The following is a 25,547-nucleotide window of genomic DNA, read 5'->3' as shown; positions in this document are numbered from 1 at the left end:
GTGCATTGCTGCCCGGCTAGCGTGTCGCTCGGTACAGGGTCCATGCCAGCGCCGGCCGTGTCGAACCCTCGGCTTGCCGTCGACGCTGGCGCACGGCGACGTCTCCTGGAGGACGAATGTCACGGCAGTTCCTCGCGGAGGGCGGGTCCATCACGCTCTCCGGAGGTGGCTACACGATTGTCGGTGTAGTCGCCGTGGTCGCGCTTGCCGCACTCGTCATCGGCTACGTCCTGCTCAAGGAGGTGCTGGCCGCGGGCCAGGGCACCGCCAAGATGCAGGACATCGCCAAGGCGGTGCAGGAAGGCGCGGCCGCATATCTCAAGCGGCAGCGGAACACCCTCGCCATTTTCGGCGTGATCGTGTTCCTCCTGCTTTTCGCACTTCCCGCCGACGACTGGAACGAGAAGATCGGCCGTTCGATCTTCTTCCTGGTCGGTGCGGCGTTCTCGTTCGCGATCGGTTACCTCGGCATGTGGCTGGCCACGCAGGCGAACCTGCGCGTGGCCGCCGCGTCGCGCGAAGAAGGCGGCCGCGAGGTCGCGATGCGCGTGGCGTTCCGCACCGGTGGTGTGGTCGGCATGATCACCGTCGGCCTCGGCCTCTTCGGTGCCGCGGTCGTCGTACTGGTCTACACCGGTCAGGCACCCAAGGTGCTGGAGGGCTTCGGTTTCGGCGCCGCGCTGATCGCGATGTTCATGCGTGTCGGCGGCGGCATCTTCACCAAGGCCGCGGACGTCGGCGCGGACCTGGTCGGCAAGGTCGAGCAGGGCATCCCAGAGGACGACCCCCGCAACGCCGCGACCATCGCGGACAACGTGGGTGACAACGTCGGCGACTGCGCCGGCATGGCCGCGGACCTCTTCGAGTCCTACGCCGTCATGCTGGTCGCCGCGCTGATCCTGGGCAGCACTGCCTTCGGCGTGCACGGCCTGATCTTCCCGCTGATCGTGCCGGCCATCGGTGTCATCACGGCCGTGATCGGCGTCTACATCACGAAGGCGCGCGTCGGCGAGGGCGGCCTGGTCACGATCAACCGCTCCTTCTACATCTCCGCGGTCATTTCCGCGGTCCTGTCGGCGATCGCGGCGTTCGTCTACCTGCCGAGCAGCTTCTCCGACTTCGGCGTGGACTTCGCGAGCACCGCGGGCAACCCGGCGGTCATCGCGACCGTCGCGGTGATCATCGGCATCGTGCTCGCCGCGGTCATCCTGAAGCTGACCGGCTACTACACCGGCACCGAGTACAAGCCGGTCAAGGACGTCGCGCAGACGTCGGAGACCGGCGGCGCGACCGTCATCCTCTCCGGCATCTCGGTCGGGTTCGAGTCCGCTGTGTACACCGCGCTGGTGATCGGCGCGGCCGTGTTCGGCGCGTACCTGCTGGGCGGCGGCGTCGCGCTGTTCGCCGTGGCGCTGGCCGGTACCGGTCTGCTGACCACCGTCGGCGTCATCGTCGCGATGGACACCTTCGGCCCGGTTTCGGACAACGCGCAGGGCATCGCCGAGATGTCCGGTGACGTCGACGAGAAGGCCGCGCAGATCCTGACCGAGCTGGACGCGGTGGGCAACACCACCAAGGCCATCACCAAGGGCATCGCGATCGCGACCGCCGTCCTCGCGGCGACCGCGCTCTTCGGCTCCTACTCGGACGCGATCACGAAGACGCTGTCGGGCATGGGTAACGGCGTGGCCACCGGCCTCGACGCGGCCAAGTCCTTCACCAACACGATCGTCAGCCCGAACACGCTGGTCGGCGTGATCATCGGCGCGGCCGTGGTGTTCATGTTCTCCGGTCTCGCGGTCAACGCGGTGTCCCGGGCCGCCGGCGCGGTCGTCTACGAAGTGCGCCGCCAGTTCCGCGACATCCCGGGCATCATGGAGGGCACCACCCGCCCCGAGTACGGCAAGGTCGTCGACATCGTCACGCGTGACTCGCTGCGTGAGCTGACGACGCCGGGTCTGCTGGCGGTCTTCGCCCCGATCGCGGTCGGGTTCGGCCTGGGCACCGGCGCACTCGCCGGCTACCTGGCCGGCGCGATCGCCTGCGGCACCCTGATGGCGATCTTCCTCGCCAACTCCGGTGGCGCGTGGGACAACGCGAAGAAGCTGGTCGAGGACGGCAACCACGGCGGCAAGGGCTCGTCCGCGCACGAGGCCACCATCATCGGTGACACCGTGGGTGACCCGTTCAAGGACACCGCCGGCCCGGCGATCAACCCGCTGATCAAGGTGATGAACCTGGTCTCCGTGCTGATCGCGCCGGCCGTCGTGCAGTTCTCGATCGGCCCGGACGAGAACGCCGCGGTCCGCATCATCATCTCGCTGGTCGCGGTCGCGATCATCGTGGCGGCGATCGTGGTGTCGAAGCGGCGGGGGACGGTTCTCTCCGACACCCCGACGGAGATCAAGGCCTGAGTCCGGCTCCCAGGTGACCCCGGGCCCGGTGCGCGGCGACGCGTGCCGGGCCCGGGGCTTGCCCGGTCCGGTCAGGTCATCCCAGAAAGGCCCGGCGACTTGCGAAGCAGCACCGAGTCGGTACCGTCGGGGCTGCCGGGACGTCGTCGGGCAGGAGGTACGCGGGTGCGGCAGCGGTCGACCGTTTTCGCCGCCCTGACAACGACGATCGCCATCGGTCTCGCCGGGTGCGGGCAGCCGTCCGCGGTGCCGGCGCCGCCGCGGGACGGGGGTCTTTCGGTGACGACCGGGGTGCCCCCGGCCGATCCGGCGGCCACGTGGGCGGACGCCTACTGCGACGCGATGACGCTCCTGGTCCGCACGCTCGCGGCGCTGCCCGCCGTCGACCCGAGCACGCCGCAGCAAGCGTCCCGGACGTCCAGCGACCTCCTTTCGTCGGTCGTCGGCGGGCTCGACCGGAGCCTGGCCGGGCTGAACGCGCTCGGTGCGCCGCCGGTGCCGTCGGCGGACGGCGGTCGCGAGGCCGTCATCAGGCAGTTCGCCGAGATCCGCGCCCAGGCCGAGAACGCCCGTGAGCGCATCGAGCGGGTCCGCGGCGACGCGGCCGCGACGAAGGAGGCCCTCGGCCAGGCCAGGGCGGCGCTCGACCGCATCGACGCGCTCGACTACTTCAAGGGCCTCAAGGACATCCCGGCCTTGGCGGCGGCGGGGCAGCGCGCTCCGGCCTGCCGCCGGCTGGATCAGCCTGCCGGATGAAGATCGGCCCGAGACCTGCCGCGAATCGAACTTGTGTTCTAGTATGTCGCGGTGGATCGGACGATCTCGCTCTTCTCCGCCGAGGCCAGCGGGCCGGGCCTGGGCGACCTGGCCGGCCTGTTGTGCTGCCACGGCCAGATCACCGGCTTCGGGCGCACGGCCGCCCGGCTGTCGGTGGTCGTCGAGGAGCCGTGGCGGGCACACGTCCTGGTGCGTGAGTTCCGCTGCCGCGGTGCGGACGCGCAGGTGTCGAAGGCCGCCTGCGGCCGCCCACAGGTGCGCACGTCGTTCCGGGTCGACCTGCTCCCGCTGGCGCTGCGGTGGCTGCGTGAGGGCCGCGCGGGCCCGGTGGAGGACGACTCGGGCAAGGCGGTGCCGGAGGGGTTCCGCCTGAGCGGCGCGATGCTGCGGATGTGGGCGCTGGCCGGCGGCCGTCCCGGTACCCAGGGGTACCTCCTCGGCGTCGACCCGCTCGCCCCCGGCATGCACGAGCGGCTGGTCGAAGCGCTGACGCCGTTGGGCGTCGCGGCGAAGCTGACCGGCCCGAAGGCCGAGGTCCCGGCCGTCAAGGTCACCGGGAAACGCCGGTTGGAGGCGCTGCTGGAACTGATCGGGGAGCCGCCGCCGGGCGCCGAAGCGGCGTGGCCAGGGGCCGCACCGGAGCCGCAACCGGAGTCGCACCCGGAGGCCGTGACGAGCACGGCCTGACCGGGTGCGAGAGCCGCGTCAGGGCCGGGGAAGCGTGCAACCGGCCTGGGTGAGGGCGATTTCGTTGGCCGCGGTGAGGCAGGCCGGGATGCCGTAGGTCTCCTGCCCGTAGTTCGTCTTGTAGTGCACCGTGACGGTGCCGGCCTGGTCGACCTCGCACGGGTTGTTCTCCGTGCAGCGTTCGCCGTCCTCGTTACCGGTGTTGTTCACGCCGACGACCTTGCCGCCGGAGATGATCGGCGAGCCAGACGTGCCGCCGATGGTCTGGCAAGCCGGCGTGTAGCGAATCGAGTCCTTCCAGGTCCAGCTGCCCTCCTTCAGCCGGTAGACGAACCCGTCGATGTCGCACGAGTAGACGCGCTTCCAGTACCCGGAGACGACGTCGATCGCCGCGCCGGCCGCCGGATGGGCGTTCGACAGCTCGAGCGGCGAGATCCCGTAGCTGGCCTTGATCTGCGCGTAGGTGGTGGTGAGCTGGTAGAGCGACACGTCGGTGTCGGTCATCGTGCCGTAGACGATCTTCTTGGCGCGGAGCGTGGCCTTGGTGCTGCCACTGGCCGTGAGCAGCGTGAACGCCCGGGTGGAGGCGCGGTTGGTGATCACCTCGCCCGGCCCGGGGAAGCCGGTCTCCATGCAGTGCCCGTTGGACATCACGAGCGCGGGCGCCGAGTCGGGCGTCGCGGCCGGCTTGACCACCGACCCCGAGCAGTTGGACAGGGCCACGGTACCGGCGAAGTTCGCCGCGGCCGCGTTCGCCGGAGTGGCCCCCAGTAATACTGTGGCGGTCGCGGCGGTGAACAGGGCGCCGAGCAGGCGTCGGGTCATGGCAAGTCCTTTCGGCTGGACGGGGAAACCAGTGAAGCTGTGACATCCCCGGGCCCACCACCGTCGAACGGAGGGTATCCGGACGGTCACCCGCTAGGCTGCGCCGGACGTGTCCGAAATCACGTGACGGGTACGTTGAGGAAACATCGCCGAGGTCAGCGGCGATGCGCTGGGCACAGGACCGGCGGCGTGTTGGGCCACCTCCGCGCCGTCCGGGCCGGGAGTGCGTGCACACTGGCAGGTCGAGACGCGGCCCCTGGCGGGTACGTGGTGCAGTCCCGCGGCGGCGGGACGAGATGAGCGGAGAGCAGGACAGCGTGGCAGGAGCACGGACCAATAAGAACGGAGCCGGCGCGGACAACGGCGCCGGGCACCGGCGGCTGGTCATCGTCGAGTCGCCGACGAAGGCCCGCAAGATCGCCCCCTACCTGGGCAGCGGTTACGTCGTCGAGTCCTCCGTCGGGCACATCCGCGACCTGCCACGGGGTGCCGCCGACGTCCCCGCCCAGTACAAGGGCGAGGCCTGGGCGCGCCTCGGCGTCGACGTCGACAACGGCTTCAAGGCCCTCTACGTGGTCACCCCGGACAAGAAGTCCAAGGTCACCGAGCTCAAGAGCCTGCTCAAGGACGTCGACGAGCTCTACCTCGCCACGGACCCCGACCGCGAGGGCGAAGCCATCGCGTGGCACCTCCTCGAGACCCTCAAGCCGAAGGTCCCGGTCCGCCGGATGGTCTTCCACGAGGTCACCGAGCAGGCCATCCGCGCGGCCGCCGACTCGACCCGTGAGCTGGACGCCGACCTCGTCGACGCCCAGGAGACCCGCCGCATCCTCGACCGCCTCTACGGCTACGAGGTCTCGCCGGTGCTGTGGAAGAAGGTCATGCCGAAGCTCTCGGCGGGCCGCGTGCAGTCGGTGGCGACCCGGATCGTGGTCGAGCGCGAACGCGAGCGGATGCGCTTCACCTCGGCGTCGTACTGGGACATCTCCGCGACCATGGACGCCGGCGAAGAAGCTTCGCCGCGGAACTTCCCGGCGCGGCTCGTCGCCGTCGACGGCGCGCGCCTGGCCACCGGCCGTGACTTCGGCTCGGACGGGCAGCTCAAGTCCTCGAACAACGAAATCCGCGTGCTGGCCGAGGCCGACGCCCGGCGCCTGGCCGAAGCGCTGAAGCAGCGTGACTTCAAGGTCGCGAGCGTCGAGGAGAAGCCGTACACGCGGAAGCCGTACGCGCCCTTCATGACCTCGACGCTGCAGCAGGAGGCGGGCCGCAAGATGCGGTTCACCTCGGAGCGCACCATGCGGATCGCGCAGAAGCTGTACGAGAACGGCTACATCACCTATATGCGTACCGACTCCACGACGCTGTCGGAGTCGGCGATCTCGGCCGCGCGCAGCCAGGCCACGCAGCTGTACGGCAAGGAGTACGTCTCGCCGACGCCGCGCCAGTACACGCGCAAGGTCAAGAACGCGCAGGAGGCCCACGAGGCGATCCGGCCGTCGGGCGAGGTCTTCCGCACGCCGGGCCAGGTCGCGAGCGAGCTGGACACCGACGAGTACCGCCTCTACGAGATGATCTGGCAGCGCACGATCGCGTCGCAGATGGCGGACGCCAAGGGCACCACGATGTCCGTGCGCATCGTCGGCAACGCGACTTCGGGCGAGGAGTGCACCTTCGCCGCTTCGGGCCGCACGATCACCTTCGCGGGCTTCCTCAAGGCGTACGTCGAGGCAGTCGACACCGAGACCGGTGGCGAGGCCGACGACAAGCAGAGCCGCCTGCCGGTGCTCGAGAAGGACCAGGCCCTCACCGCGGCCGAGCTGAGCCCGGACGGCCACACCACGTCGCCGCCGGCCCGGTACTCCGAGCCGAGCCTGGTCAGCAAGCTGGAAGAGCTGGGCATCGGCCGCCCGTCGACGTACGCGTCGATCATCAAGACGATCCAGGATCGCGGTTACGTCTGGAAGAAGGGCTCCGCGCTCGTTCCGTCGTGGGTCGCGTTCGCCGTGATCGGCCTGATGGAACGGCACTTCGAGCGGCTGGTCGACTACGACTTCACCGCCGGCATGGAGGACGAGCTCGACCGCATCGCCAACGGCGACGAGCAGCGCGCGCAGTGGCTGTCGAAGTTCTACTTCGGCGGCGACATGGGCGTCGACGGCTCGATCGGCCGTCTGGGCGGGCTGAAGAAGCTGGTCGAGGGCAGCGTCGAGGACATCGACGCCCGCGAGATCAACTCGATCCCGCTGTTCAGCGACGAGAACGGGCACACCGTCGTGGTCCGTGTCGGCCGCTACGGGCCGTACCTGGAGCGTGAGGTCGACGGGAACTCGCAGCGCGCGAACCTGCCGGAGGACCTGCCGCCGGACGAGCTCACCCAGGAGATCGCGGAGAAGCTGTTCGCGACTCCGCAGGAGGGGCGCTCGCTGGGTGTCGACTCGGTGAGCGGGCACGAGATCGTCGCGAAGGAAGGCCGCTTCGGGCCGTACGTGACCGAGGTGCTGCCGGAGATCGAGATCCCCGAAGACGCCACGGCCGCGCAGAAGAAGGCCGCGAAGGCGAAGGCGCCGAAGCCGCGTACGGGATCGCTGTTCAAGTCGATGGACATCGAGACCATCACCCTGGACGACGCGCTGAAGCTGCTTTCGCTGCCGCGCGTGGTCGGCAAGGACCCGGAGTCCGGCGACGAGATCACGGCGCAGAACGGGCGCTACGGGCCGTACCTGAAGAAGGGCACGGACTCGCGCTCGCTCTCGACCGAAGACCAGCTCTTCTCGATCACTCTCGAAGAGGCGCTGAAGATCTACTCGGAGCCGAAGCAGCGTGGCCGATCCGCGACCGCGAAGCCGCCGCTCAAGGAGCTGGGCGAGGACCCGGTGTCGAAGAAGCCGATGGTGGTCAAGGACGGCCGGTTCGGCCCGTACGTGACCGACGGCGAGTACAACGCGACGCTGCGGAAGGGCGACGAAATCGAGTCGCTGACCGTGGAACGGGCGTCCGAGCTGCTGGCGGAGAAGCGGGCCAAGGGCCCGGCGCCGAAGCGGAAGGCGCCCGCGCGCAAGCCGGCTTCGACGACGGCGAAGACGGTCAAGGCGGGCACGACCAAGAAGGCCGCCGCCGCGAAGTCGACCACGGCCAAGCGCTCCACCGCGACGAAGACGAAGTAAGTCCGTCTCGAAGGCCTCCCCGCCTGCTGGCGGGGAGGCCTTCGACGTCACACCTTCAGGTGACACCTCGAACGGATGTTCGGGAAATTGTCGGTGGTGCCGGGTTCCATGAACGCGTGACCAAAACACCACGCACCGTGCACGCGGTGACCACGAAGATCCTCAAGCCGGTCCGGCCGGCGGCCGCCGGCAGTTCCACCGCCACGGACCTGATGGAATCGCTCCCCGGCTTCCTCGGGAGCGGCGGCGTCTGCGGCGTGGCCGTCGCGATGTCCGACGAGCCGTGGACCTCGGCGTTCTTCGACGATCGGACGAGATTCGGCATCGCCGGGGACGGCCTGCGCCTGTCCGGGCCTTCGCCGGGCTCGGTCGCCGAGCTGCTCCGGCTGGCGTTCACCCGGCTGCCTCCGCTCCCGCCGGCGCCGGGCGAGGGGCTGTACCTCGACGCCGACGAGCGCGGGGTGCTGGAACCCGAGCAGGAGTGTCTCGTCCTCGACCTGATGGACGACCTGCGGCGGACCCGGCTCGGCACCGTCCAGCTGGACCTCGTCCGCGACGGCGAGCGGCGGCCGTGGGAGATGCTGGCGTTCGTCGACGACGACCGCGGCCGTCACCTGGCGGCACTCGGCAGACGCCGGGGCGGCCACCGCCGGTTCTGGTGGCTGCCCGGCAGCGTGGAACGGCTGGCGGACTTCGTCGAGGGGCGGGTGCCGGACCATGGCTGAGCCGCCCGCCGACCGCTCGACGAACGATGTCACCCACTCGAACAAATGTGCGAGAAATTGTCGGTGCCAGGGTGTTCAATCGAGGGGTGAGCAACGCAGTCGCCGTCTTCGACGTCATCGACGAGGTCATCGCCCCGCTGTCGGCCGAGGTGCCGGAGCGGCCCTCCGTGATGGAGTTCTACGACCCCGAGTTCGAAATCCCGCCGGTGCTGGCGGACACCTCGCCGCTGCCGGGCCGCCGCTCTTCGCCGCCGGCCGAGCGGAGCCTGGCCGACGAGGTCGAGCAGTACATCCGGTTCGTCGCCGGGATGGCCGCCATCGGCCTCGCGCCCGGCGGCGAGGTCACGGCCGAGGCCGTCGGGCTGTACCGGGCGCTGCGCGGTGGCTTCATCCGCGGCGTGGTCACCGGGGTCTTCCCGGCCCGTGCCAAGCCGTGGGAGGTGCGGTTCTTCGGCGACGAGGACTACACCACGGTCCTGCACAAGCTGGGCAACCGCGCGCGGCTGCGGTCCGGGTTCCTCAGCGAGCTGCCGGGCTGGGTGTTCGACGGGCTGCCCGACCGGCCGCCGGGGCCGGGAGAGCACCTGCGCATCGAGACCGACGAGCGCGGGCTGATCCCACGCCGGTGCGAGCGGGCGGTGGAGCTGATCCGGGCGTGCGCGGCGCGGCCCCGGCTGGGCACGGTGCTCGTCGACCTGGCAGTGCGCGACGCGATCCTGGCCGAGTACCCGCACGGCGCGTTCGGGCTGGTCGACAACGACCTCGGCCGGTACCAGTTCAGCGCCGCCGTGGCCCGGAACGGGCGCTGGACGGTCACCTGGGGTCCGGCGTCGCGGAGCACGGCGGAGCAGTGGATCGTCGAGGCGGTGCAGAACCATGCGTGAGTACGACGGGCACCATCCGGCCCCGGCGGCCGGCGGTCCGGCACCGGAGGTTGCTCCGGCGCCGATGGGTCTCACGGTGGGGGAAGCCATCCTCGAGGCGGCGGAGCTGAACAGCGGCGTGCCGGACCAGCGGGCCACGGATGGCGCGGCCGCTCGGTCCGGTCCGGCCGAGGGTGGGCCGGCGCCAGGGGCCGAGCCGGTCTGCCGCGATGACCACGGCCGCGCGGCGGCCGAACGGACCGGACTGGCGGAGGAGGTGGTGCGCAGTCATGGCTGAACGGACTGCGGCCCGGGAGCTGCTGGAGCTGGCGGCCTGGCCGGTGCTGGCGGCGATGCCGGATCGCGAGCCGGTCGACCGGCTGTACAACCCGGACGTGAGCGACCACGAGATCCTGGTGCACGGCCCGGTCTCCGACGACCCGGCGGACCTGGTCGCCGAGGTCGAGCGGCACATGTCGTGGGCCGCTTGGATCGACGGCACGCCGTTCGGCGAGGCCGGCGAGCTCAACGAGGTCGGCTTCGAGGTGGTGTCGCTGATGCTGCGCGGTTCGGTCCGGGCGGCGCTGTGCGGCGTGTTCGACGGAGGACCGGAGACGGCGGACATCCGGTGCTACGCCGACGGCGAGCGGGCCTTCATGATGGGCTCGCTGCCCGACCGCACGGCGATCCACCTCGCCGACTTCGAGGAGCTGCCGGAAATGCTGGTGGCGGAGCTGCCGGAGGTCCCCTACGGCGCCTCGCCCCGGGCGATCTGGGTGTCGGTGGACGACGACGGACTGGTCCACGACGGCCAGGACGACGACGTGGGCGCGATGCGGGAACTGCTGGCCCGGCCGCGTTCGGGCACAGCGGTGCTGGACATGCTGGCGTTCGGCGGCCTGTGCGCGGAGTTCCCCGACCACGGCTTCGTACTGGTCGACACGGACCTGGGTCGCTTCGCCCTGGCGGCGCTCGACCGTGGCGACGGCCGGCGTCAGCTGGTCCTGAGTCCCTTCAGCCGCGGCATGCTCCGCGACTGGTGCCGGAAGATGATCGACCTCGGACAGGAGGAGACGTCCTGAGAAAAGCGTCCCGGCGGGTGCGGCCGGAGAAGCCGTGGCTCGCAGCCGTGTGATCGGGCTCACTACAATCTGTCACCATTGGCGGTCGACCAGACCACGCCAGGACTGGACACTGCAGAGGTTCGGGCACGGGCTTGCGCTGCGTGACCGACTCTCCACTGGAGACAGAGCCATTGGGCGGATGCGTTATCCGCCATCGTCGCTACCCTGGAAAGGCGAGGACATTCAGTAGTGAGGTGGTCACCATGAGCGCGAACGGTGAGGCTCCCTTCTTCAATGCCCCCGAGCTCACTCAGCGCGACGGCACTCTGTCCGCGGCACCTGCCGAGACGTTCGCGGATCCGGTCTCCGGGCTGGTCACCGCGGCGCCCGAGCCGGGCGTCGAGGTCCCGAACGGTCGCGAGCCCGCCGCCATCCCGGTGGCCGGACCCGTGAAGCCCGACGAAGAGGTCGTGCGCCGGATGGTCGAAGAGACGCTTCGCGACGAGCGGGAAACCGGGTTCAGGGCCCCCGAAGCCATTCCGCCGGCGGGCACCCTGACGTCGGTGGGCGAGACCGTCGCCCCACCACTGGGGGTGCTGCCCCGGCAGCGGAACCGGCAGCGCACGTGGCCGACCCGGCCGCCGCAGCTGCTGCGGCCCGTCCGGCCGGAGGTGCCGTCCGAGGAGGACGCCGACGACGTGGAAGTCGTGCCGATCCGGCGGCGGAAGCTGCCGAAGGTGCCCTCGATGTCGATGCCGGCGTTCAACCGGCCGTCGTCGAGCGCTGCTGGTGTCATGCTCGCGGTGGTGCTGCTGATCGTGTTCGGTTTCGTCGCCATCGAGATGGTGTCCAGCCTGGTCAGCAGCGTGACGGGGCTGTTCGACTAGCGTCCGTCCGCTGTTCACCGCCTGCCCCGCACCACGGGGCCGTGCCGCGCGCCAGAGGCCGATCGGGCTACCCTGGTTTCACGGTCGGACGACCTCCATTGAAGAAGACGGAGGGCGTCCGACGCCGCGGTGACTAATGGGGTGGGCGTATCAGCCAGGGCGTGCGATCGGTATCCGGGGCCGGCCCGGGTACGTCGTCGGGCGCCGAGGCGTCCACGATCAACCGGGTCCGGCGGGTACTGGCGATCAAACCTTTCCGGCGCCTCTGGGGTGTCACGTACCTGTGCAGCGTGGCCGACTGGCTGAACATCCTGGCCCTCACCGGCCTGGCCACGAAGCTCACGAACAACTACTTCGCGCAGAACTTCGCGTTCGTCGGCGTGGTGCTGACCGGCTTGGCACCGGGGCTGCTGTTCGCTCCGATCGGCGGGCTGCTCGCGGACCGCTTCGACCGCCGCAAGGTGATGATCGTCGCCGACCTGCTGCGGTGCGGGTTCCTGCTGTCGATCGCGATCGTCAGCGCGCCGTGGTGGCTGCTCGCCGGCAACTTCCTCGTCGGCAGCGCGGCGAGCATGTGGATCCCCTCGAAAGAGGCTGCGGTCCCGAACCTGCTTCGCCGGCCCGACCAGGTCGAGACGGCCAACCAGCTCGGCATGGTGATGACCTACGGCCTCGCCGTCATCACCGCGGCCGGCGCGAACGCGATCATCACCGGCATCAACACGACGTTCCACTTCTTCCCCAACGACAACGCGAGCTTGAGCATCGCGAAGCTGGTCGTCATCATCACCGGCCTGCTCTACCTGGCCAGCGCGATCCTCATCGCCACCCGGATCCCCGAGCTTTCGCTGCGCAACGTCCACGAGCTGCCGGAGCAGAAGGTCAAGCCGGCCGACGAGGAGAAGTTCGGCGTCGGCCAGATGATCGCCGACGGCTTCCGGTTCATCCGCAGCACACCGCTCGTGCGCGGCCTGCTGGTCGGCGCGTTCGGCGCGTTCGCCGCCGGCGGGGCCGTGATCGGCTCTGCCAAGCCGTACTCCTCCAGCCTGCTGGCCGGTGACTCGGCGTTCAACCTGCTGGTGCTGGCCGTCTTCCTCGGCCTGGCCACCGGCATGGCCACCGCGCCGAAGATCGCCCGGCGGCTCGCGCACGACCGGCTGTTCGGCCTGTCCATCATCGCCGCCGCGCTTTCGCTGCTGGTGGTGGCGTTGTCGCCGCACCTGACCATCTCGCTGATCGGCGTGTTCTTCGTCGGCATCTGGGCCGGCACCGCGTTCCTCACCGGCGTCACGATCATCGGCTCCCGCGTCGAGGACGCCATCCGCGGCCGGATCAACGCGATCTACCAGCTGATGATGAAGCTGGTGCTGTTCGGCACCACCGTCACCGTGCCGCTGCTGATCGGCCTGATCCAGCAGCAGAAGGTCACCCTCTGGGGCGGCCAGGTCACCATCGACGGCACCCGCCCGGTGATGCTCGGCGGCGCCGCCATCGCGCTGGTCGCCGGCCTCTTCGCCTACCGGCAGATGGACGACAAGCGCACCGAGCCGATCCTTTCCGACCTGCGCAACGCGCTGCGCCGCACGCCGCGGCGCGTCAACGGCTTCCTCATCGCCGTCGAGGGCACGACCGCCATCAACACCGCCATCCAGGCCGTCAACCTCGCCGGCTGGATGCGCGGCGGCACCCGGCCGGTCGTCGTGGCCGCCGACCCGGCGCTCGACGACCGGCGGCTCACCGCGCTGGTCTCCGGCGCCTCGCTCACCGGGGCACGCGCCCAGGCGCTGGCGGCCGCCGCGGTGCGGGCCGACATCGTGGAGCGGCACGTCCAGCCGGCCCTCGACGCCGGTTCGGTGGTCGTGATGGAGCGGTTCGTCGACTCGCCGCTGGCGCACCTGTCCGCCGTCGCCGGGCTCGATAGCGACGAGCTCGAAGGCCTCGCCGACTGGGCGACCGGGCGGCTTCGCCCGGACCTGACCGTCCTGCTGGACTCCGCCCCGCACGGGGCGCCGCGGGACAAGTCGGCCACGCTGAACGACCAGTGGCGCGTCCAGCACCTGCTCACCGAGATGGCCGCGGCCGATCCCGACCGTTACGTCGTGATCGACGCCGACGGCACCGACGCCGAGGTCGCCGAGCGCATCCGGACCGCGCTGCGCGCCGTGTTCGTCGGCCGCCTGGCCGCGCTGGCGCCGACGACGGAAAAGCCGGTCACCCTGCCGCTCGACGTCGACATCGACACGACCCTGCCCGTCGAGACCCCGGAAGAGCCTCGCGTGGAGGCGAAGTGACGACGACCGAACGCATCGGCGTCTGGAACCAGCTGGTCGGCCAGGAGCCCGCGGTCGAAACGCTGAGCGCGGCCGCGTCGGCGGCCGCCAAGATCGTCGCCGGCGAGCCCGCGCCGCCCGGCGCGATGACGCACGCCTGGCTGCTCACCGGCCCGCCCGGCTCCGGCCGTTCGGTGGCCGCGCGGACGTTCGCCGCGGCCCTGCAGTGCAGCACCGGCACCGGCTGCGACGCCTGTCCCGGCTGCCACACGACGATGGCGGGCACCCACGCCGACGTCCGGCTCGTGGTCCCCGAAGGCCTGTCGATCTCGGTCGCGGAGATGCGGGCGCTGGTGCAGGCCGCCGCGCGCCGCCCGACCACCGGCAGCTGGCAGGTCGTGATCATCGAGGACGCCGACCGGCTCACCGAAGGCGCGTCGAACGCCTTGCTGAAGGCCGTCGAGGAGCCGCCGGACCGCACGGTGTTCCTGCTCTGCGCGCCGTCCGACCACCCCGAGGACGTCTCGGTGACGATCCGTTCGCGCTGCCGCCTGGTGACGCTGCGGACGCCGCCGCCGGAAGCGATCGCGGACGTCCTGGTGCGCCGGGACGGCGTCGACCCGGAACGCGCGCAGTGGGCCGCTTCGGTGTGCGGCGGCCACGTCGGCCGCGCGCGCCGGCTCGCCACGGACGAGGCCGCGCGGCAGCGCCGGGCCACCGTGCTGCGGATCCCGCTCGGCCTGCGCCGTCCCAGCGACGTCTTCACGTGCGCCGACCAGCTGATCAGCGCGGCCGAGGCTGACGCGGGCGAGGCGAGCAAGGGCCGCGACGAGGACGAGCGCAACGAACTGCGCACCGCGATGGGCGGCGACGGCGTCGGCAAGGGCGTCGCCGGCGCGAAGCGGGCCGCCGAAGCCGCCGTCAAGCAGCTGGAGAAGAAGCAGAAGTCCCGCGCCACCCGGACCCAGCGCGACACGCTCGACCTCGCGCTGGTCGACCTCGCCGGGTTCTACCGCGACGTCCTGGTGACGGGAACCCGCTCGGGCGCGTCGCTCAACCACCCGGACCACGCCGACCAGATCCGCGAAGCGGCTTCGTCGTGGACGCCGGAGTCGACACTTCGCCGGCTCGAAGCGGTGCTGGAATGCCGCGAGGCGATCGACCTGAACGTGAAGCCGCGTATCGCTGTCGAGGCGATGGTCACGACGCTTCGCCAGGGCTGAACGCAAAGGAACCCGCCAGGAGCACCTGACGGGTTCCTTCACACCCCTCGGATCAGTCGCGCGGACGGGGTGACGGCTTGAACGGCTTCTCTTCGACGGCGACGGCGAGCGGGCGACGCCGTCCGCCCGGCATCGCGGCCACCATGACCACGCCGAGCAGCAGCATCGCGGTGCCGGTCCAGAACAGCGGCACGGTGTCGTAGGCGCCGCCGGTGTAGGCGAGGTTCTTCACCGGCCCCTTCGGTGCCTCGCCGCCGGCGGGCGGCGTCGCCGTGGTCCCGCAGATGACACCGCCGGTCGGTGCGTAGGCCCGCGCGACCTGCTCGCCGAGCGACAGCTGGGCCAGCGACGACGGCAGGTTCTTCGCCTGGTCGTCCGGCAGCAGGCTCTTGAGCTTGGTCGTCGGCAGCAGCTGCAGGTCGAACATCCGCGCCGAAGCGCCGAGCTGGAAGCCCTTGAACGGCGTGGTCATGTTCGCGGACTTCTGGTCGAGCCCGGCGATGCTCAACCGCAGCACGCCTAGGTCGAGAACGGTGCCCGCGGTGTCGCCGACCTGCTGGACGCCCTTGGTGAGCGTCGAGACCAGCCCGCCGACCACCGGGATGTCGCTGAGCTGCCCGAACTGGTCGCTCAGCCCCTTCAGCGGTAGCCCGATCGGGATGTCCTTGGCCGGGTGCGCGGCATCCAGCGTGTAGAGCACCTTGCCGCCGGCCGCGATCGTCAGCACCGGCGCGGTGTACTCCACTTTGGACGTCTTCGCGTCGCCGGTGGAGGTCACCTTGAGCGTCGGCTGGCTGGCCACCTTGACGCTCAGCGCCAGCGGCGTGCCCTTGAGAATCTCGATGTCCGCCGCCTGCAGCGTCGACGTCGCCTGCACTGCCTTGTTCTTCGAGCCGGGCAGGTCGACCAGCTTGACCTGCGAACGCGACGACAGTGTGTTCGGCAGGCTCAGCAGCGAACCGGTGCCGTTCGCCGCGGTCTGGCCGCCGCCCTGCAGGAGGCCACCGAGGCTCTGCAGGCCCTTGGTGAGGTCGAACCCGTTCGCCAGCGCGCTCGGGTCGAGCTTCGGCTTGAGGGCGTCGAGGCCGAGCTCCGGCATCGACGGGATGACGTTGAGCAGCGACAGGCTCGCCACCGACGTGCCGGCGTCGGCGATGGTGTCGACACACGGGCCGAGCGTCGGGCTCCACCGCGCGTGCGCGCTCCCGTTGAGCAGCCCCACGTTGAGCAGCGGGTTCGACGGCGCGTTGAGCCCCCCGCTGATCGGCTGCGGGTTGTCCGGCAACGCGGTCTGCACGACACTGCCCGGAGTCTGCGGCGCGTTCCCGCCCACCGACAACCCGAACGGCGACGCCTGCGCGATGGCCTTCTCGTAGCTCAGGTAGGCGTCGGAGTTCGCCGACGCGCTCGACAGGCCCATGCCCGCCTCGAGCGCGGACTGCTTCGGCAGCGTCTGCCCGAACCCCGGCAGGATGGTGCTCGTCGGCACGGCGTTCGGCAGCAACCGGATGATCCCGAGCGCGGTCCCGGCATCGCCGACGGCCTGCCCGAGCGGCTGCGGCCCGATCGGCGCCGAAATGGGCGCCTGCCCCGGATTGGCGGGCTGCGGGATCGGCGTCGTCGGATAGACGGGATCGGCCTGCGCGGGCGCGGCGCTGAACAGGAGCAACACCGCGGCCGCGGGCAGGGCCACCGAACGGGGCAGTCGTCGCCGCATGTGCCAGAGCCTCCAGGTAGGTCGACCGGGGAGTGAGACCGACGTCATAGGGCCCTAACGACGGTCCCCCCGGAAAGTGACGCGCACAGCCTCCGCTACACTTGTGGTCGTCGCCAGCGCGAGCCGGAGACATGCCGCCTTAGCTCAGTCGGCCAGAGCGATTCACTCGTAATGAATAGGTCAGGGGTTCGATTCCCCTAGGCGGCTCCACCACTTGACCAGGGACTTTCCGGATTCCGGAGGGTCCCTGGTTGCTTTCTGTGTAGCCATCTGTGTAGCCAACCCGGGTTTACGCTGGCTACATGACCAGCGCAAACGGCCCTCGGAAGCGCACTCGCGGCGAGATCGTGAAGCTCCCCAGCGGGTCACTCAGGGTGAAGGTCTACGCGGGCATCGACCCCGTGACCAAGAAGCGGTACTACCTGGACGAGGTGGTGCCCGCTGGTCCCAAGGCGGCAGCCGAGGCGGACAAGCTCCGGACCAAGTTCCTCAACCAGGTGGACGAAAAGCGCAGCTCACGGACCCGCGCGACCGTGACGCAGCTGCTTGACCGGTACTTCGAGTTGGTGAAGATCGAAGAAACCACCCGGACGGGCTATGAATCTCTGGTCCGGAACCACATCCAACCCCTGCTCGGAGAGACGGCGCTCGGCAAGCTCGACGGCGAGATCCTGGATTCGTTCTACAAGCAGCTCGGGACGTGCCGCGCTCACTGCCGGGGTCGTGGCTTCGTCGAGCACCGCACAGATCGGCCGCACGAGTGCGACGACCGCTGCGGCCCGCACAAGTGCAAGCCGCTCGCCGACAGCTCGACCCGCAAGATTCAGGCGATCCTGTCCGGCGCTGGCAAGCGCGCGGTTCGCTGGGGCTGGATCGGTGTCAACCCGTTCGACCTCGCCGAGCCGCTTCCGGTGGCTCGGCCCGAACCGAAGCCGCCGACGGTGGAGCAGGCCGCTCGCATCGCTACCGAGGCATGGCGAGATCTCGACTGGGGGATGCTCGTCTGGCTCGCATTCATCACGGGCGCACGCCGAGGCGAGTTGTGCGCTCTCGCGTGGGACCGGCTGGACTTCTCGACCCGCGTCCTGACGATCCGGAGCAGCATTGCCCAGTCGGGTGGCAAGACGTGGGAGAAGCCGACGAAGACGCACCAGCAGCGCCGCATCTCCCTCGACGAGCGCACCGTGGCTCTGCTGCGCTCGTACCGCGAACACTGCGCAGAACGCGCTGGGCTGAAGACGTTGAAGCCCGAGGCCCGGATCTTCTCGCTGAAGCCGGACGGCAGCGAATGGCTGAAGCCGGATTCGGTCAGCCAGCGCTACGCCCGGATGTGCGCCCGTCTGGGTTGGGACATGAACATCCACCAGCTCCGGCACTACTCGGCAACCGAGCTGATCGCGGCCGGCACGGACATCCGGACGGTCGCCGGACGCCTCGGCCACGGTGGCGGCGGTTCGACGACCTTGAAGGTCTACAGCGCCTGGGTCGCCGAGGCCGATGACCGCGCGTCTGGCACGCTCGCAGGACGGCTGCCTGACCTGCCCATCGCGCTCAGTGCGGAAGGCAAGCTCGCGCCGGTCACGCCGGTTGTCGCGCCCGAGGACGAGAGCCCTTACCGACGTATTGCGCAGGATCTTCAGGGAGCGATCGTGTCCGGCGTGCTCGCGCCCGGCCAGCAACTCCCTACCGTCGTCGACTTGGCGAAGCGGTACAAGGTGTCATTCGGGACGGCTCAGCGCGCCATAGCGCAACTCAGGACGGCTGGGCTGGTGAGCGTGAGCCGGGGCAAGCGCGCTGTGGTTGTCGACCCCGCCGCCGCTGTCAATGCCGAACCGGCGAAGGTCGTCGGGTTGCATTCGCCTCGCGATAAGTAGCCGTGTGAAGCTCTAACGGGTGGTCGACTTGACTGAGCTTTGCCCCCGATTGGGTGACTAGCGCACCGAGAGTGCTGGCAAAGCAGAAGTGTCGAAAAGTTGCGTAAGGGAGACCGAGGCTGCGTCTTTCATCAACGTGGAACGAATCGCGTTTACTGCTGTTCTGTCAGCTCAGGAACCGATCCCTGAGCTGCTGCCGTGGGGGGAGTTGGCCCGTGCTCTCGGGCCTTGGGCACTGATAGTCCTGGTCTGCGTGGTACTTGCCTGGAGGTACTGCCAGACCCGGATGATCTTGCGGCAGAGCTTACGTCGCCATGGCAGGAATGTCATCGTCCGCATTCGGCCGTTACGTGGCGTGGAGGTCGAAATTTCTGATCCTCCCTGCGCTGACTCCGCGTCGCCCAAGCTGCCATCCCCGCGTGTCGGCAATCATGACGAGCCCGCGCGTTGAGTTGCATCCGTCGCTGCATCGAGCGCCCGTAGCACCGGGCCGTAGACCTGACCATCGGGAATGAACCGGGTGAGATCGGCACGATCAACCCAGATTGCCGCGACGTTCTCGACGACGTCGACGTTGCGTGCCTCACCGGCCACGTAGTCGCACAGGACGTACTCGCACAGCACGCCGGTCGTCGGGTGCAGCCGAGTGCCGAGCTTGCGCGTGATCACGCAATGGACGTCCGTTTCGGCCAGCGTCTCACGTACTGCGATGACAGCCGGACGTGCGCCCGGCTTGATCACCCCGGCCGGAAACTGCCATGAGAGGCCGTTCGCGTCCTCCGCGCGACGGCAAACGATCAGGACATCGGAGCCGCGAACCACGATGGCAACGGCGACGCGCAGTGGTTGAAACGTCGTTCCGGCCAGCCTGTCGAGCGGCGCAAGGAGCTCATCGATGCTTATGTCGAAGATCCGTTCGAGAAGCCGTGCCGTCGCCGGCCGGACCGGGCCGAGCGGCTTTCCGTCTGGGTGGGAGCCTGCCACGAGCCGCTGAAGGTGTCGGACGCTGAGTGTGCCCGGCTCGCCGTGCTCCCTGGCGAACTCCTCGGCAGACTCGGCGAACTCTTCGAAGGTCTGGCGACGCTCCCAGATCAGTTGTTCGAGCAACGTGCGGGGTGCCGACTCGTCCCTGTCCGCGTCTCGCATTCGTCCTTCTCCCTTGTCGCCGCCCGAGTCGTGCTTATGGCGCCCACAGGTCGTCTGCGAGTCCTGGTTCTCCGCCCGCGCTGACCTGAGACTCATTTCATTCTGTCATGGAGGTCAATTTCGACCCAGCTTGGAAGGCGTGCGGGTGAGCTACGAAAGGCCGGGGAAGGTCGCCGGGTTGTACTTGAGCTGGCATCGATGCGTTGTCGACGGTCGCGATCACGCAGTGACCGATGAACAGTTCCTAGCCGGAACGCAAGCGCAGGACGGCCGTTATGAGGCAGTCTGCGGGCACGTCGTCGACGTCGCCTCGCTCCTCGTGCCTCCCGGTACCCCGTGCGCACGATGCCACGCCTTTCTAGCCGCTCTGGCCACCCTTCGAGATGTGTCCGAGCGGATAGCGCCGCGTCGGCATCCGAAGCGTGGTGTCTGGCGTCGGCTGTTCCGACGCTCGTGCACTCCGGCCGTCGTCGGCCGGACCCCGGTTCCGGCGGGGGCGGGTAGCGCCCCGATCGCATCCGTTCCCGCCGGGCGTCACGCGCTGCGGGGTGCGCGGTGACGGTTCGGCTGGTGTTCGGGCGTCCGTTGCCGGGCACGGTCGGCGAGACGCGTCGAGTGGTGCACGTGTTCGAGCTGCCGACCGGCGATGTGGTCCCGGAGCGGCTCACAGCGCTGTGTGGATCGGCGTTCGGTCCCGGCGAGCTTGAGCACCTCGACCTGATACAGGGGATGCCGTGCGTGTCCTGCTTGCGCCGGACACCGACACCCGATCCGGAGTTGCCCGCTGGTCGTCAGGAGCCGCAGGGCCAGCCCTGAACCCTTCGAGCAGTCTGCTCGGAGTTTGTTGGTAGACAAAGGAAAGAGGCGTGTTGAGAACAACCGTTATTGCGTGCGCGGTCGCTGTGCTGGGGCTTCCCGGTCTGCTCGGTGCCAGCGTGGGTACAGCCGCTGTCCAGCCTGATCTCGTCGGCGGGCAGCAGGCCACAGGCGACACCAGTTGGACGGCGTCGATGGTGTACGACGCCCCCGCCTACGGCCGCTTCGCCGCTCCCTGGTGCGGCGGCGCGCTGCTGTTCCGTAGCTGGGTGGTGACCAACGCCCACTGCGTCACCGACATGCCCGGCAACACCGGGAGCATCCCCATGTCAGCACGGACCTTCTCCGTGCGCGTGGGCTCGAAGGACCGTACTCAGGGCGGGGAGACGGCCAAGGTCGTCGAGATCAAGGTTCACCCCGGCTGGCAGTGGTCGGCCGGGGCGCCCGCCCAGCCGGTCGACGATATCGCCCTGCTCAAGCTGGACCACCCGGTGAACGTGCAGCCGATCCAGCTCGCCGGGCACACGGCCCGGCCCGGTGATCGGGTGACGCTGTACGGCTGGGGCGCGGACCAGCCGGACGGAGATACGAGCCATCGCCCGGTGCAACTTCAGCAGTTGCGCACGACGGTGCTGGCGCCGGACCGGTGCGCCGACGCGGGACAGTCGGCGGGCGAGATTTGCACCGACAACCCGCACGGCACGGACGGTCCCGGCGGCGGGGACTCCGGCGGCCCTGCCGTGGCGCTGGTGCGCGGTGTGCCGCAACTGGTCGGCACGTGCGGCCGCGCAGCTGCCCAGTACCCGGGTGTGAAGCCGACCGTCTACACCAGCGCGCCGGACTTCCGGACCTGGCTGTACGACACGGCCCGAGGAGTCCCGGCCGCTGCCGCGTAGTCCCACGACTGACCGTCAGGTCCCCGGCTGCCCGCCGGGGACCTGACGCCATTTCACGACACGACAAGCAACTGACGAAGGAACGACGAGTGATCGCCGAAGCGCACCGCGAGGGACGACCGGTCGCTGTCCGCAGCCTCAGCCGTGATCTTGACCCGGTGCTGCTGGCGCCCGCGCGGCTGTTCGTCGTGACCCTGCTCGCCGAGATGCGCTGGTGCGAGTTCGGCTTCATCTGCGAAGCGCTCGGCGTCACCCCGGCCGCGCTGTCCACTCAGCTCGGCAAGCTGCGGCGGGAGGGGATCGTTCAGACCCAGCGGAGCAAGGCGCGGCGAACGTGGGTCCGGCTCACGCCCGAGGGCTGCGAGCGGCTTGTGAACCATCTCGAAGCCCTGCAAGCCGTGGTTTCCCGCGCGGCCGAACTGGTCGAGACCGGGGCCGCAGCATCCGACGGCCCACCGGTCGAGAGTGAGGCGTGACGCCACGTCGACACGTCGCCGAAGCGACTCCTGACGGCCCATTTGGGACGGGTGAGACGGGTTCCGGCGAACCTGTCTTACCCGTCACGGACTGCGTATCGCCTGGTCGAACGTGGTTTGTACCCGTCACACCGCCTGAGACGGCGTGACGGGTACCTGAGACGGGTTGTGACGGGTTACGGGTCGTCCTCCCCGTCCCCGGGATCGAGCATGCCCGTCACCACGGCGTCGACGGCGGCCCGGATGTCGGCCGTCGCATAGCCGCGTACTTGCCTCGTCCGGCCGTCCCCGGCGGGCACGCGGAAGCGTTCCGAGCGGCATCCGTGGTCGCCCATCTGCCGCCCGAACGCGGTCGGCTCGACGTCGAGTGCTTCGACCAGTTCTGCCGTCGGTACGAAGTCCCGGCCGTCGTCGAGGTCGTCACCGAGGTACTCGACGACAGCCGCGAGCGGTTCGGGCAACTCGACCCGTTCAGCCGACACGGGCGGCGGTTCCGGCCTGCCCGACCCGATGGCGCGCGCCACGGCCGCATGGTCGAGCGCGGGCCGGGCGTCCTCTCCGGCAGCATGGCCGGATAGCGTCCCTGCCGCTTCTCGCAGCGCCCGGCCCTGCTGGCAGATCGTCTGCCAGTCCTCGTTCGGCATGTAGTAGGTCCGGACCGTCATCGCGAGGACGTCGGCCCCGGCGGCGGTGTCGCCGTCCGGCCGCAGGATGCCGACGCCCTTGTGAGAGGGCAGCAGCCGGGACGAGTCGAACCCGCGCGTGTTCATCTGCTCGCCGAGCACGATGTTCGAGTCGCGCCAGTCCATCACCCGCAGCGCGAACCGCGACCCGAGCACGGCCCGCAGCCCGGACGGGATCGTCTTCGAGTCCGGCCGCTGCGTGGCGAGCACGAGCACGATGCCGGCCGCTGGTCCCTTCTTCGCCAGCCACGTCAGCAACTCGCCGACGTACTCGCCCGCGGTGAGCTTCTTCCCTTGTACCGTCACGGGTGTCCGGTCCTCCAACGGAACCTGTACCTCATCGATGAACACCGCAGTAATCGGCATGTTCAGGCTCGCGTCCCGGGACATGTCCGGGGTGACCTTCGACTCGGGACAGGTCAGGTCGTCGAGGTCGCGCATGCGTCGGAACCGGCCCTGGACCTCGCCGACCAGCTCGACGAGCCAGTCCACCAGGGTCAGGACGTGTTCCGGTTCGTCGCCGGACATGAACCGGTGCGCCACCTGAGCGGCGGCGTCCCAGTCCTTCCCGGCCTTGAAGTCCGCCACGTACAGCCGGACCCAGGCGTCCAGGATCAGGCCGGCCGCCGCGAGCCTCGCGGCGAACGTCTTGCTCTGCCGGGGGATCGCCCCAACCAGCAGCGACGTCCACACCAATGGCAGGTCGATCCGCCGGTCCCGGGCGTCCCGTCCGAACGGCACCGGCCGCCACGCGTCCCATCGGGACACGCCGAGCAGGGGCGTCCGCAGCGGCGGCGACGCGTAGGGGTCCTCGTCGGCCACCCACATCGACACTCGCCCCGCGTGCCCGCCGTTGCCCCGGACTCGCTCCACGATGAGCTGAACCTCGTCGACTGCGAGCGCCGACGCGAGTGCGTCCCGGTTCTTCACCACGTCGGCGGCCTTGCGGGTGGCCGGGAGGTCGACCGTGACCGCCCACCCGTCCCCGACCCGCATGGCACGTTCGACCAGCCGCAAGGACTCGTCCTTGCCGATCAGCTTCGCGTCGCGGAACGCGTCCACCAGGACCTGCGGGTCCATCGTCCACGTCAGCGTCCGAGGGCCGGCCAACGCCGGTTTCCGGCCGGGGCTGCCATCCTTCCGCCGACCGAGGATCGCCAGCGCCACCGACAAGACAGCACCGGCGATCCACAGCGGATTGGAGCCGTACACCAGATCCACCACGGCGACGGCAAGCGCGACGACGGCGAGCACGGCGCCGGTGACCTTCCACCGGAACAGCGTCAGCTCGCGGATTTCGGTGAACTTGTCGGCCAGCTTCTCCGACTCCTCCGCCGCTGTCCGGTAGTCCGCGACACGGACCCAGCCTCGCCACCACCGGACACCGACCACGACACCGCGCACTACGGCGCCGAGGTATCGCCACGGCGACCGCAGTACCGCCACCGCCGTGTCCTTCGTGGCTTGCACTGCCTGTGGCTTGCTCTTCAGCCACAACGGCACCCGAGGTGAGTGCAGCCACCACCGCACGAACCGACGCCGGACGGTCCGGCGGCGCGGCTGCGGCAACGTGTCATCGATCAACTCGCCGTCGAGCACGGGCCCGACGTGCTCGACCGCGCGGGAATCGGCCCGAGCGGGGAGCGTGGCGCCGTTCACGGAGGCGTTCTCATCGGCGTTCATGACTGCTCCTTTCCGGGTTCGGTGGTGTCGAGTTCCGCCGTGAGCGCGGCGGCGAGCCGAGGCGACAGGCCGCGCGAGCAGCCGGTGACCTCGCGAATCCACGCCGGGGTGACGACCACGCCGGCCGACCAGGCGTCGCGTGCGTCGGCGAGGTAATCGGCGAACAACTTGCGCCGCGCTGCTGCCGTTCGGCGGGGCTTGCGCTCCGTGGATTGGTGAACGGCCGGACGACTGACAGGCTCCGCGTGGTCGACCGCATCCATGAACGCCACGTTCACGGCCTCGGTGAGCTTGTCTCGGAGATCCGTGATCGCCTCGGCGGCAGCGAACACGATCAGCGGCGTTACGGAGTGGAGCACCACGCCGGACAGCGAACCGGCCGCGAACGACGCCCAGGTGTTCATGACGTACGTGGCTCCGAGTGCGAGCCATTTCGCCGCGCGAACCCACCGGCCCGTGTGCACCTGGTACCGCGCGGTGACCTGCTCGGCCCGCAGGATCGCCAGCAGCACCAGCGACACCGTGGGGTCGAGCAGCCACGCGGCCAGCCACGGCAGCGACCACGGGACCGAACCGGCAGCGGCGAACCACTGCACGTTGGCCATCGTGAACGCCAACCCCAGCACGATCCCGGCCCAGCACAGCCGGTCCACCTGGGACCGGACGCGCTCGACCCGCAGAGCGATCACGTCAGGGTGGTCTTGCCAGTGCCGGACCTCCGCCGCGTCGGCGGCGTCAGCAGCCAGCCGCTGTGCCCTGGTCCGGGCGGGTGGCCGCCCGGAGGCGGCCACCCCTTCCAACCCTCGGAGTTCCTTCCTCGGTTCCGTCATCGCCGACCACCGCCGTGACGCTTGGCGGTGTCCATCGACGTGACCGTCAGAGCCCGCGTGAGCACGTAGGCGGCGATCAGATCCGGCACGCCGAGCACCACAAGCAGCAGCGTCGGATTGCCAGGGTGTGTGATCACCAGCCACTGAACGCCCGTGAACGCGGCACCCATGAACAGGACGCGTCCGGCCAGCGACACGACCCGTGCGGACGCACGAGCCGCGTCGGCCGCTCGGCGCGCCTTGCGCGCACCGAACCGCCACACCACGAACAAGGCGAGCAGGACCCCGATCCCGGCGAGGATCTGAGTCGGCGTCAGGTTGACCGTCATCGCCGCTCACCCCGTCCACGACCGGCCCGGCGTTCCCGCCAGGCCTGATAGACGGCCCGCCGGTCAGACTCGGGCAGCGCGCCCCAGACCCCGACGGTGTCGGCGCCGGCCGACCGCAGTTCGAGTTCCAGGCACTCGCTCATGACCGGGCAACCGGCGCACAACCGAGCGGCCAACTCCCGGTCCGGCTCGTCC

The 25,547-nt window shown here is 69.9% G+C and carries 22 protein-coding genes and 1 tRNA gene; 16 read left to right on the top strand and 7 right to left on the bottom strand.

Going from position 1 to position 25,547, the window contains the following annotated elements; genetic code table 11:
* Window positions 1–116: 116 nt before the first annotated feature.
* The 3 genes from A3CE_RS0120600 (at window position 117) to A3CE_RS0120590 (ending at window position 3,878) form a co-directional block, all read left to right on the top strand.
* Window positions 117–2,414 (top strand): sodium-translocating pyrophosphatase, encoded by a 2,298-nt coding sequence (locus A3CE_RS0120600; protein WP_020642002.1) that lies wholly within the window; start codon window positions 117–119, stop codon window positions 2,412–2,414.
* A gap of 165 nt (window positions 2,415–2,579) precedes the next feature.
* On the top strand, window positions 2,580–3,170 hold the full coding sequence (locus tag A3CE_RS0120595; RefSeq protein ID WP_020642001.1) for a hypothetical protein: 591 nt from the start codon (window positions 2,580–2,582) through the stop codon (window positions 3,168–3,170).
* Between the two features lie 51 nt (window positions 3,171–3,221).
* The gene (locus A3CE_RS0120590) at window positions 3,222–3,878 is read left to right on the top strand and encodes a hypothetical protein (protein WP_020642000.1); all 657 of its coding nucleotides are present in this window, start codon (window positions 3,222–3,224) and stop codon (window positions 3,876–3,878) included.
* Between the two features lie 18 nt (window positions 3,879–3,896).
* On the opposite strand, the gene A3CE_RS0120585 is transcribed toward A3CE_RS0120590, so the two are convergent.
* Window positions 3,897–4,703, bottom strand: coding sequence for a S1 family peptidase (locus A3CE_RS0120585; RefSeq protein WP_020641999.1), 807 nt, complete (start codon window positions 4,701–4,703; stop codon window positions 3,897–3,899).
* Window positions 4,704–4,999: 296 nt separating this feature from the next.
* Here A3CE_RS0120585 and topA point away from each other — a divergent pair, with 296 nt between their 5' ends.
* From topA to A3CE_RS0120545, 8 genes are all read left to right on the top strand, one after another.
* Window positions 5,000–7,870 (top strand): type I DNA topoisomerase, encoded by a 2,871-nt coding sequence (gene topA / locus A3CE_RS0120580; protein ID WP_020641998.1) that lies wholly within the window; start codon window positions 5,000–5,002, stop codon window positions 7,868–7,870.
* Between the two features lie 116 nt (window positions 7,871–7,986).
* Window positions 7,987–8,595 carry a hypothetical protein gene (locus A3CE_RS0120575; protein ID WP_245589564.1) on the top strand — a complete coding sequence of 203 codons (609 nt, stop codon included), beginning with the start codon at window positions 7,987–7,989 and terminating at the stop codon, window positions 8,593–8,595.
* Between the two features lie 86 nt (window positions 8,596–8,681).
* The gene (locus A3CE_RS0120570; RefSeq protein WP_020641996.1) at window positions 8,682–9,479 is read left to right on the top strand and encodes a hypothetical protein; all 798 of its coding nucleotides are present in this window, start codon (window positions 8,682–8,684) and stop codon (window positions 9,477–9,479) included.
* A complete protein-coding gene (locus tag A3CE_RS54015; RefSeq protein ID WP_020641995.1) occupies window positions 9,472–9,756 on the top strand; it encodes a hypothetical protein in 285 nt (94 codons plus the stop codon). Before A3CE_RS0120570 ends, A3CE_RS54015 begins: the two co-directional genes overlap by 8 nt.
* Window positions 9,749–10,540 carry a hypothetical protein gene (locus A3CE_RS0120560; RefSeq protein WP_020641994.1) on the top strand — a complete coding sequence of 264 codons (792 nt, stop codon included), beginning with the start codon at window positions 9,749–9,751 and terminating at the stop codon, window positions 10,538–10,540. Before A3CE_RS54015 ends, A3CE_RS0120560 begins: the two co-directional genes overlap by 8 nt.
* A 245-nt stretch (window positions 10,541–10,785) precedes the next feature.
* On the top strand, window positions 10,786–11,409 hold the full coding sequence (locus A3CE_RS0120555; protein WP_245589563.1) for a hypothetical protein: 624 nt from the start codon (window positions 10,786–10,788) through the stop codon (window positions 11,407–11,409).
* A gap of 161 nt (window positions 11,410–11,570) precedes the next feature.
* Window positions 11,571–13,700: a bifunctional MFS transporter/dTMP kinase gene (locus A3CE_RS0120550; protein ID WP_020641992.1), complete on the top strand. Its 2,130-nt coding sequence runs from the start codon at window positions 11,571–11,573 to the stop codon at window positions 13,698–13,700.
* Entirely contained in the window at window positions 13,697–14,902 is a 1,206-nt protein-coding gene (locus tag A3CE_RS0120545; RefSeq protein ID WP_020641991.1) for a DNA polymerase III subunit delta', read from the top strand. The genes A3CE_RS0120550 and A3CE_RS0120545 overlap by 4 nt, the downstream gene beginning before the upstream one ends.
* Window positions 14,903–14,954: 52 nt before the next feature.
* Here A3CE_RS0120545 and A3CE_RS0120540 read toward each other — a convergent pair whose 3' ends face one another.
* On the bottom strand, window positions 14,955–16,619 hold the full coding sequence (locus tag A3CE_RS0120540) for a hypothetical protein (protein ID WP_051183777.1): 1,665 nt from the start codon (window positions 16,617–16,619) through the stop codon (window positions 14,955–14,957).
* A gap of 133 nt (window positions 16,620–16,752) precedes the next feature.
* On the opposite strand from A3CE_RS0120540, the gene A3CE_RS0120535 reads away from it, so the two are divergent.
* Together A3CE_RS0120535 and A3CE_RS58690 are read left to right on the top strand one after the other, a co-directional pair.
* Window positions 16,753–16,829: transfer RNA gene (locus A3CE_RS0120535), tRNA-Thr, on the top strand.
* Window positions 16,830–16,921: 92 nt separating this feature from the next.
* Entirely contained in the window at window positions 16,922–18,493 is a 1,572-nt protein-coding gene (locus tag A3CE_RS58690) for a tyrosine-type recombinase/integrase (RefSeq protein WP_125592354.1), read from the top strand.
* Window positions 18,494–18,922: 429 nt separating this feature from the next.
* Here A3CE_RS58690 and A3CE_RS53575 read toward each other — a convergent pair whose 3' ends face one another.
* A complete protein-coding gene (locus A3CE_RS53575; protein ID WP_020641988.1) occupies window positions 18,923–19,639 on the bottom strand; it encodes an NUDIX hydrolase in 717 nt (238 codons plus the stop codon).
* Between the two features lie 555 nt (window positions 19,640–20,194).
* On the opposite strand from A3CE_RS53575, the gene A3CE_RS0120520 reads away from it, so the two are divergent.
* The 3 genes from A3CE_RS0120520 (at window position 20,195) to A3CE_RS51445 (ending at window position 21,827) form a co-directional block, all read left to right on the top strand.
* On the top strand, window positions 20,195–20,455 hold the full coding sequence (locus A3CE_RS0120520) for a hypothetical protein (protein ID WP_026468686.1): 261 nt from the start codon (window positions 20,195–20,197) through the stop codon (window positions 20,453–20,455).
* Window positions 20,456–20,574: 119 nt separating this feature from the next.
* The gene (locus A3CE_RS0120515; protein WP_245589562.1) at window positions 20,575–21,351 is read left to right on the top strand and encodes a S1 family peptidase; all 777 of its coding nucleotides are present in this window, start codon (window positions 20,575–20,577) and stop codon (window positions 21,349–21,351) included.
* A gap of 89 nt (window positions 21,352–21,440) precedes the next feature.
* On the top strand, window positions 21,441–21,827 hold the full coding sequence (locus A3CE_RS51445) for a transcriptional regulator (protein ID WP_020641985.1): 387 nt from the start codon (window positions 21,441–21,443) through the stop codon (window positions 21,825–21,827).
* A gap of 176 nt (window positions 21,828–22,003) precedes the next feature.
* Here A3CE_RS51445 and A3CE_RS0120505 read toward each other — a convergent pair whose 3' ends face one another.
* Genes A3CE_RS0120505 through A3CE_RS59615 form a run of 4 tightly spaced genes read right to left on the bottom strand, consistent with a single transcriptional unit; the run spans window position 22,004 to window position 25,495 of the window.
* A complete protein-coding gene (locus A3CE_RS0120505) occupies window positions 22,004–24,193 on the bottom strand; it encodes an FtsK/SpoIIIE domain-containing protein (RefSeq protein ID WP_020641984.1) in 2,190 nt (729 codons plus the stop codon).
* The gene (locus tag A3CE_RS0120500; RefSeq protein ID WP_051183776.1) at window positions 24,190–25,023 is read right to left on the bottom strand and encodes a hypothetical protein; all 834 of its coding nucleotides are present in this window, start codon (window positions 25,021–25,023) and stop codon (window positions 24,190–24,192) included. The genes A3CE_RS0120505 and A3CE_RS0120500 overlap by 4 nt, the downstream gene beginning before the upstream one ends.
* A complete protein-coding gene (locus A3CE_RS0120495; RefSeq protein ID WP_020641983.1) occupies window positions 25,020–25,352 on the bottom strand; it encodes a hypothetical protein in 333 nt (110 codons plus the stop codon). The genes A3CE_RS0120500 and A3CE_RS0120495 overlap by 4 nt, the downstream gene beginning before the upstream one ends.
* On the bottom strand, window positions 25,349–25,495 hold the full coding sequence (locus A3CE_RS59615; protein ID WP_342668286.1) for a hypothetical protein: 147 nt from the start codon (window positions 25,493–25,495) through the stop codon (window positions 25,349–25,351). Before A3CE_RS59615 ends, A3CE_RS0120495 begins: the two co-directional genes overlap by 4 nt.
* Window positions 25,496–25,547 lie beyond the last annotated feature (52 nt).

This window comes from Amycolatopsis balhimycina FH 1894, assembly GCF_000384295.1.
Taxonomy (GTDB): Bacteria; Actinomycetota; Actinomycetes; order Mycobacteriales; family Pseudonocardiaceae; genus Amycolatopsis; species Amycolatopsis balhimycina.
This window is presented reverse-complemented; position numbering and strand designations above follow the sequence as displayed.

Bases quoted from the DNA above. Each gene is read 5' to 3' on its own strand.
- A3CE_RS0120600 (WP_020642002.1), top strand. From the start codon at position 117: ATGTCACGGCAGTTCCTCGCGGAGGGCGGGTCCATCACGCTCTCCGGA.
- A3CE_RS0120585 (WP_020641999.1), bottom strand. From the start codon at position 4,703: ATGACCCGACGCCTGCTCGGCGCCCTGTTCACCGCCGCGACCGCCACA.
- topA (WP_020641998.1), top strand. From the start codon at position 5,000: ATGAGCGGAGAGCAGGACAGCGTGGCAGGAGCACGGACCAATAAGAAC.
- A3CE_RS54015 (WP_020641995.1), top strand. From the start codon at position 9,472: ATGCGTGAGTACGACGGGCACCATCCGGCCCCGGCGGCCGGCGGTCCG.
- A3CE_RS0120560 (WP_020641994.1), top strand. From the start codon at position 9,749: ATGGCTGAACGGACTGCGGCCCGGGAGCTGCTGGAGCTGGCGGCCTGG.
- A3CE_RS0120555 (WP_245589563.1), top strand. From the start codon at position 10,786: ATGAGCGCGAACGGTGAGGCTCCCTTCTTCAATGCCCCCGAGCTCACT.
- A3CE_RS0120540 (WP_051183777.1), bottom strand. From the start codon at position 16,619: ATGCGGCGACGACTGCCCCGTTCGGTGGCCCTGCCCGCGGCCGCGGTG.
- A3CE_RS58690 (WP_125592354.1), top strand. From the start codon at position 16,922: ATGACCAGCGCAAACGGCCCTCGGAAGCGCACTCGCGGCGAGATCGTG.
- A3CE_RS53575 (WP_020641988.1), bottom strand. From the start codon at position 19,639: ATGCGAGACGCGGACAGGGACGAGTCGGCACCCCGCACGTTGCTCGAA.
- A3CE_RS0120505 (WP_020641984.1), bottom strand. From the start codon at position 24,193: ATGAACGCCGATGAGAACGCCTCCGTGAACGGCGCCACGCTCCCCGCT.
- A3CE_RS0120500 (WP_051183776.1), bottom strand. From the start codon at position 25,023: ATGACGGAACCGAGGAAGGAACTCCGAGGGTTGGAAGGGGTGGCCGCC.
- A3CE_RS0120495 (WP_020641983.1), bottom strand. From the start codon at position 25,352: ATGACGGTCAACCTGACGCCGACTCAGATCCTCGCCGGGATCGGGGTC.
- A3CE_RS59615 (WP_342668286.1), bottom strand. From the start codon at position 25,495: ATGAGCGAGTGCCTGGAACTCGAACTGCGGTCGGCCGGCGCCGACACC.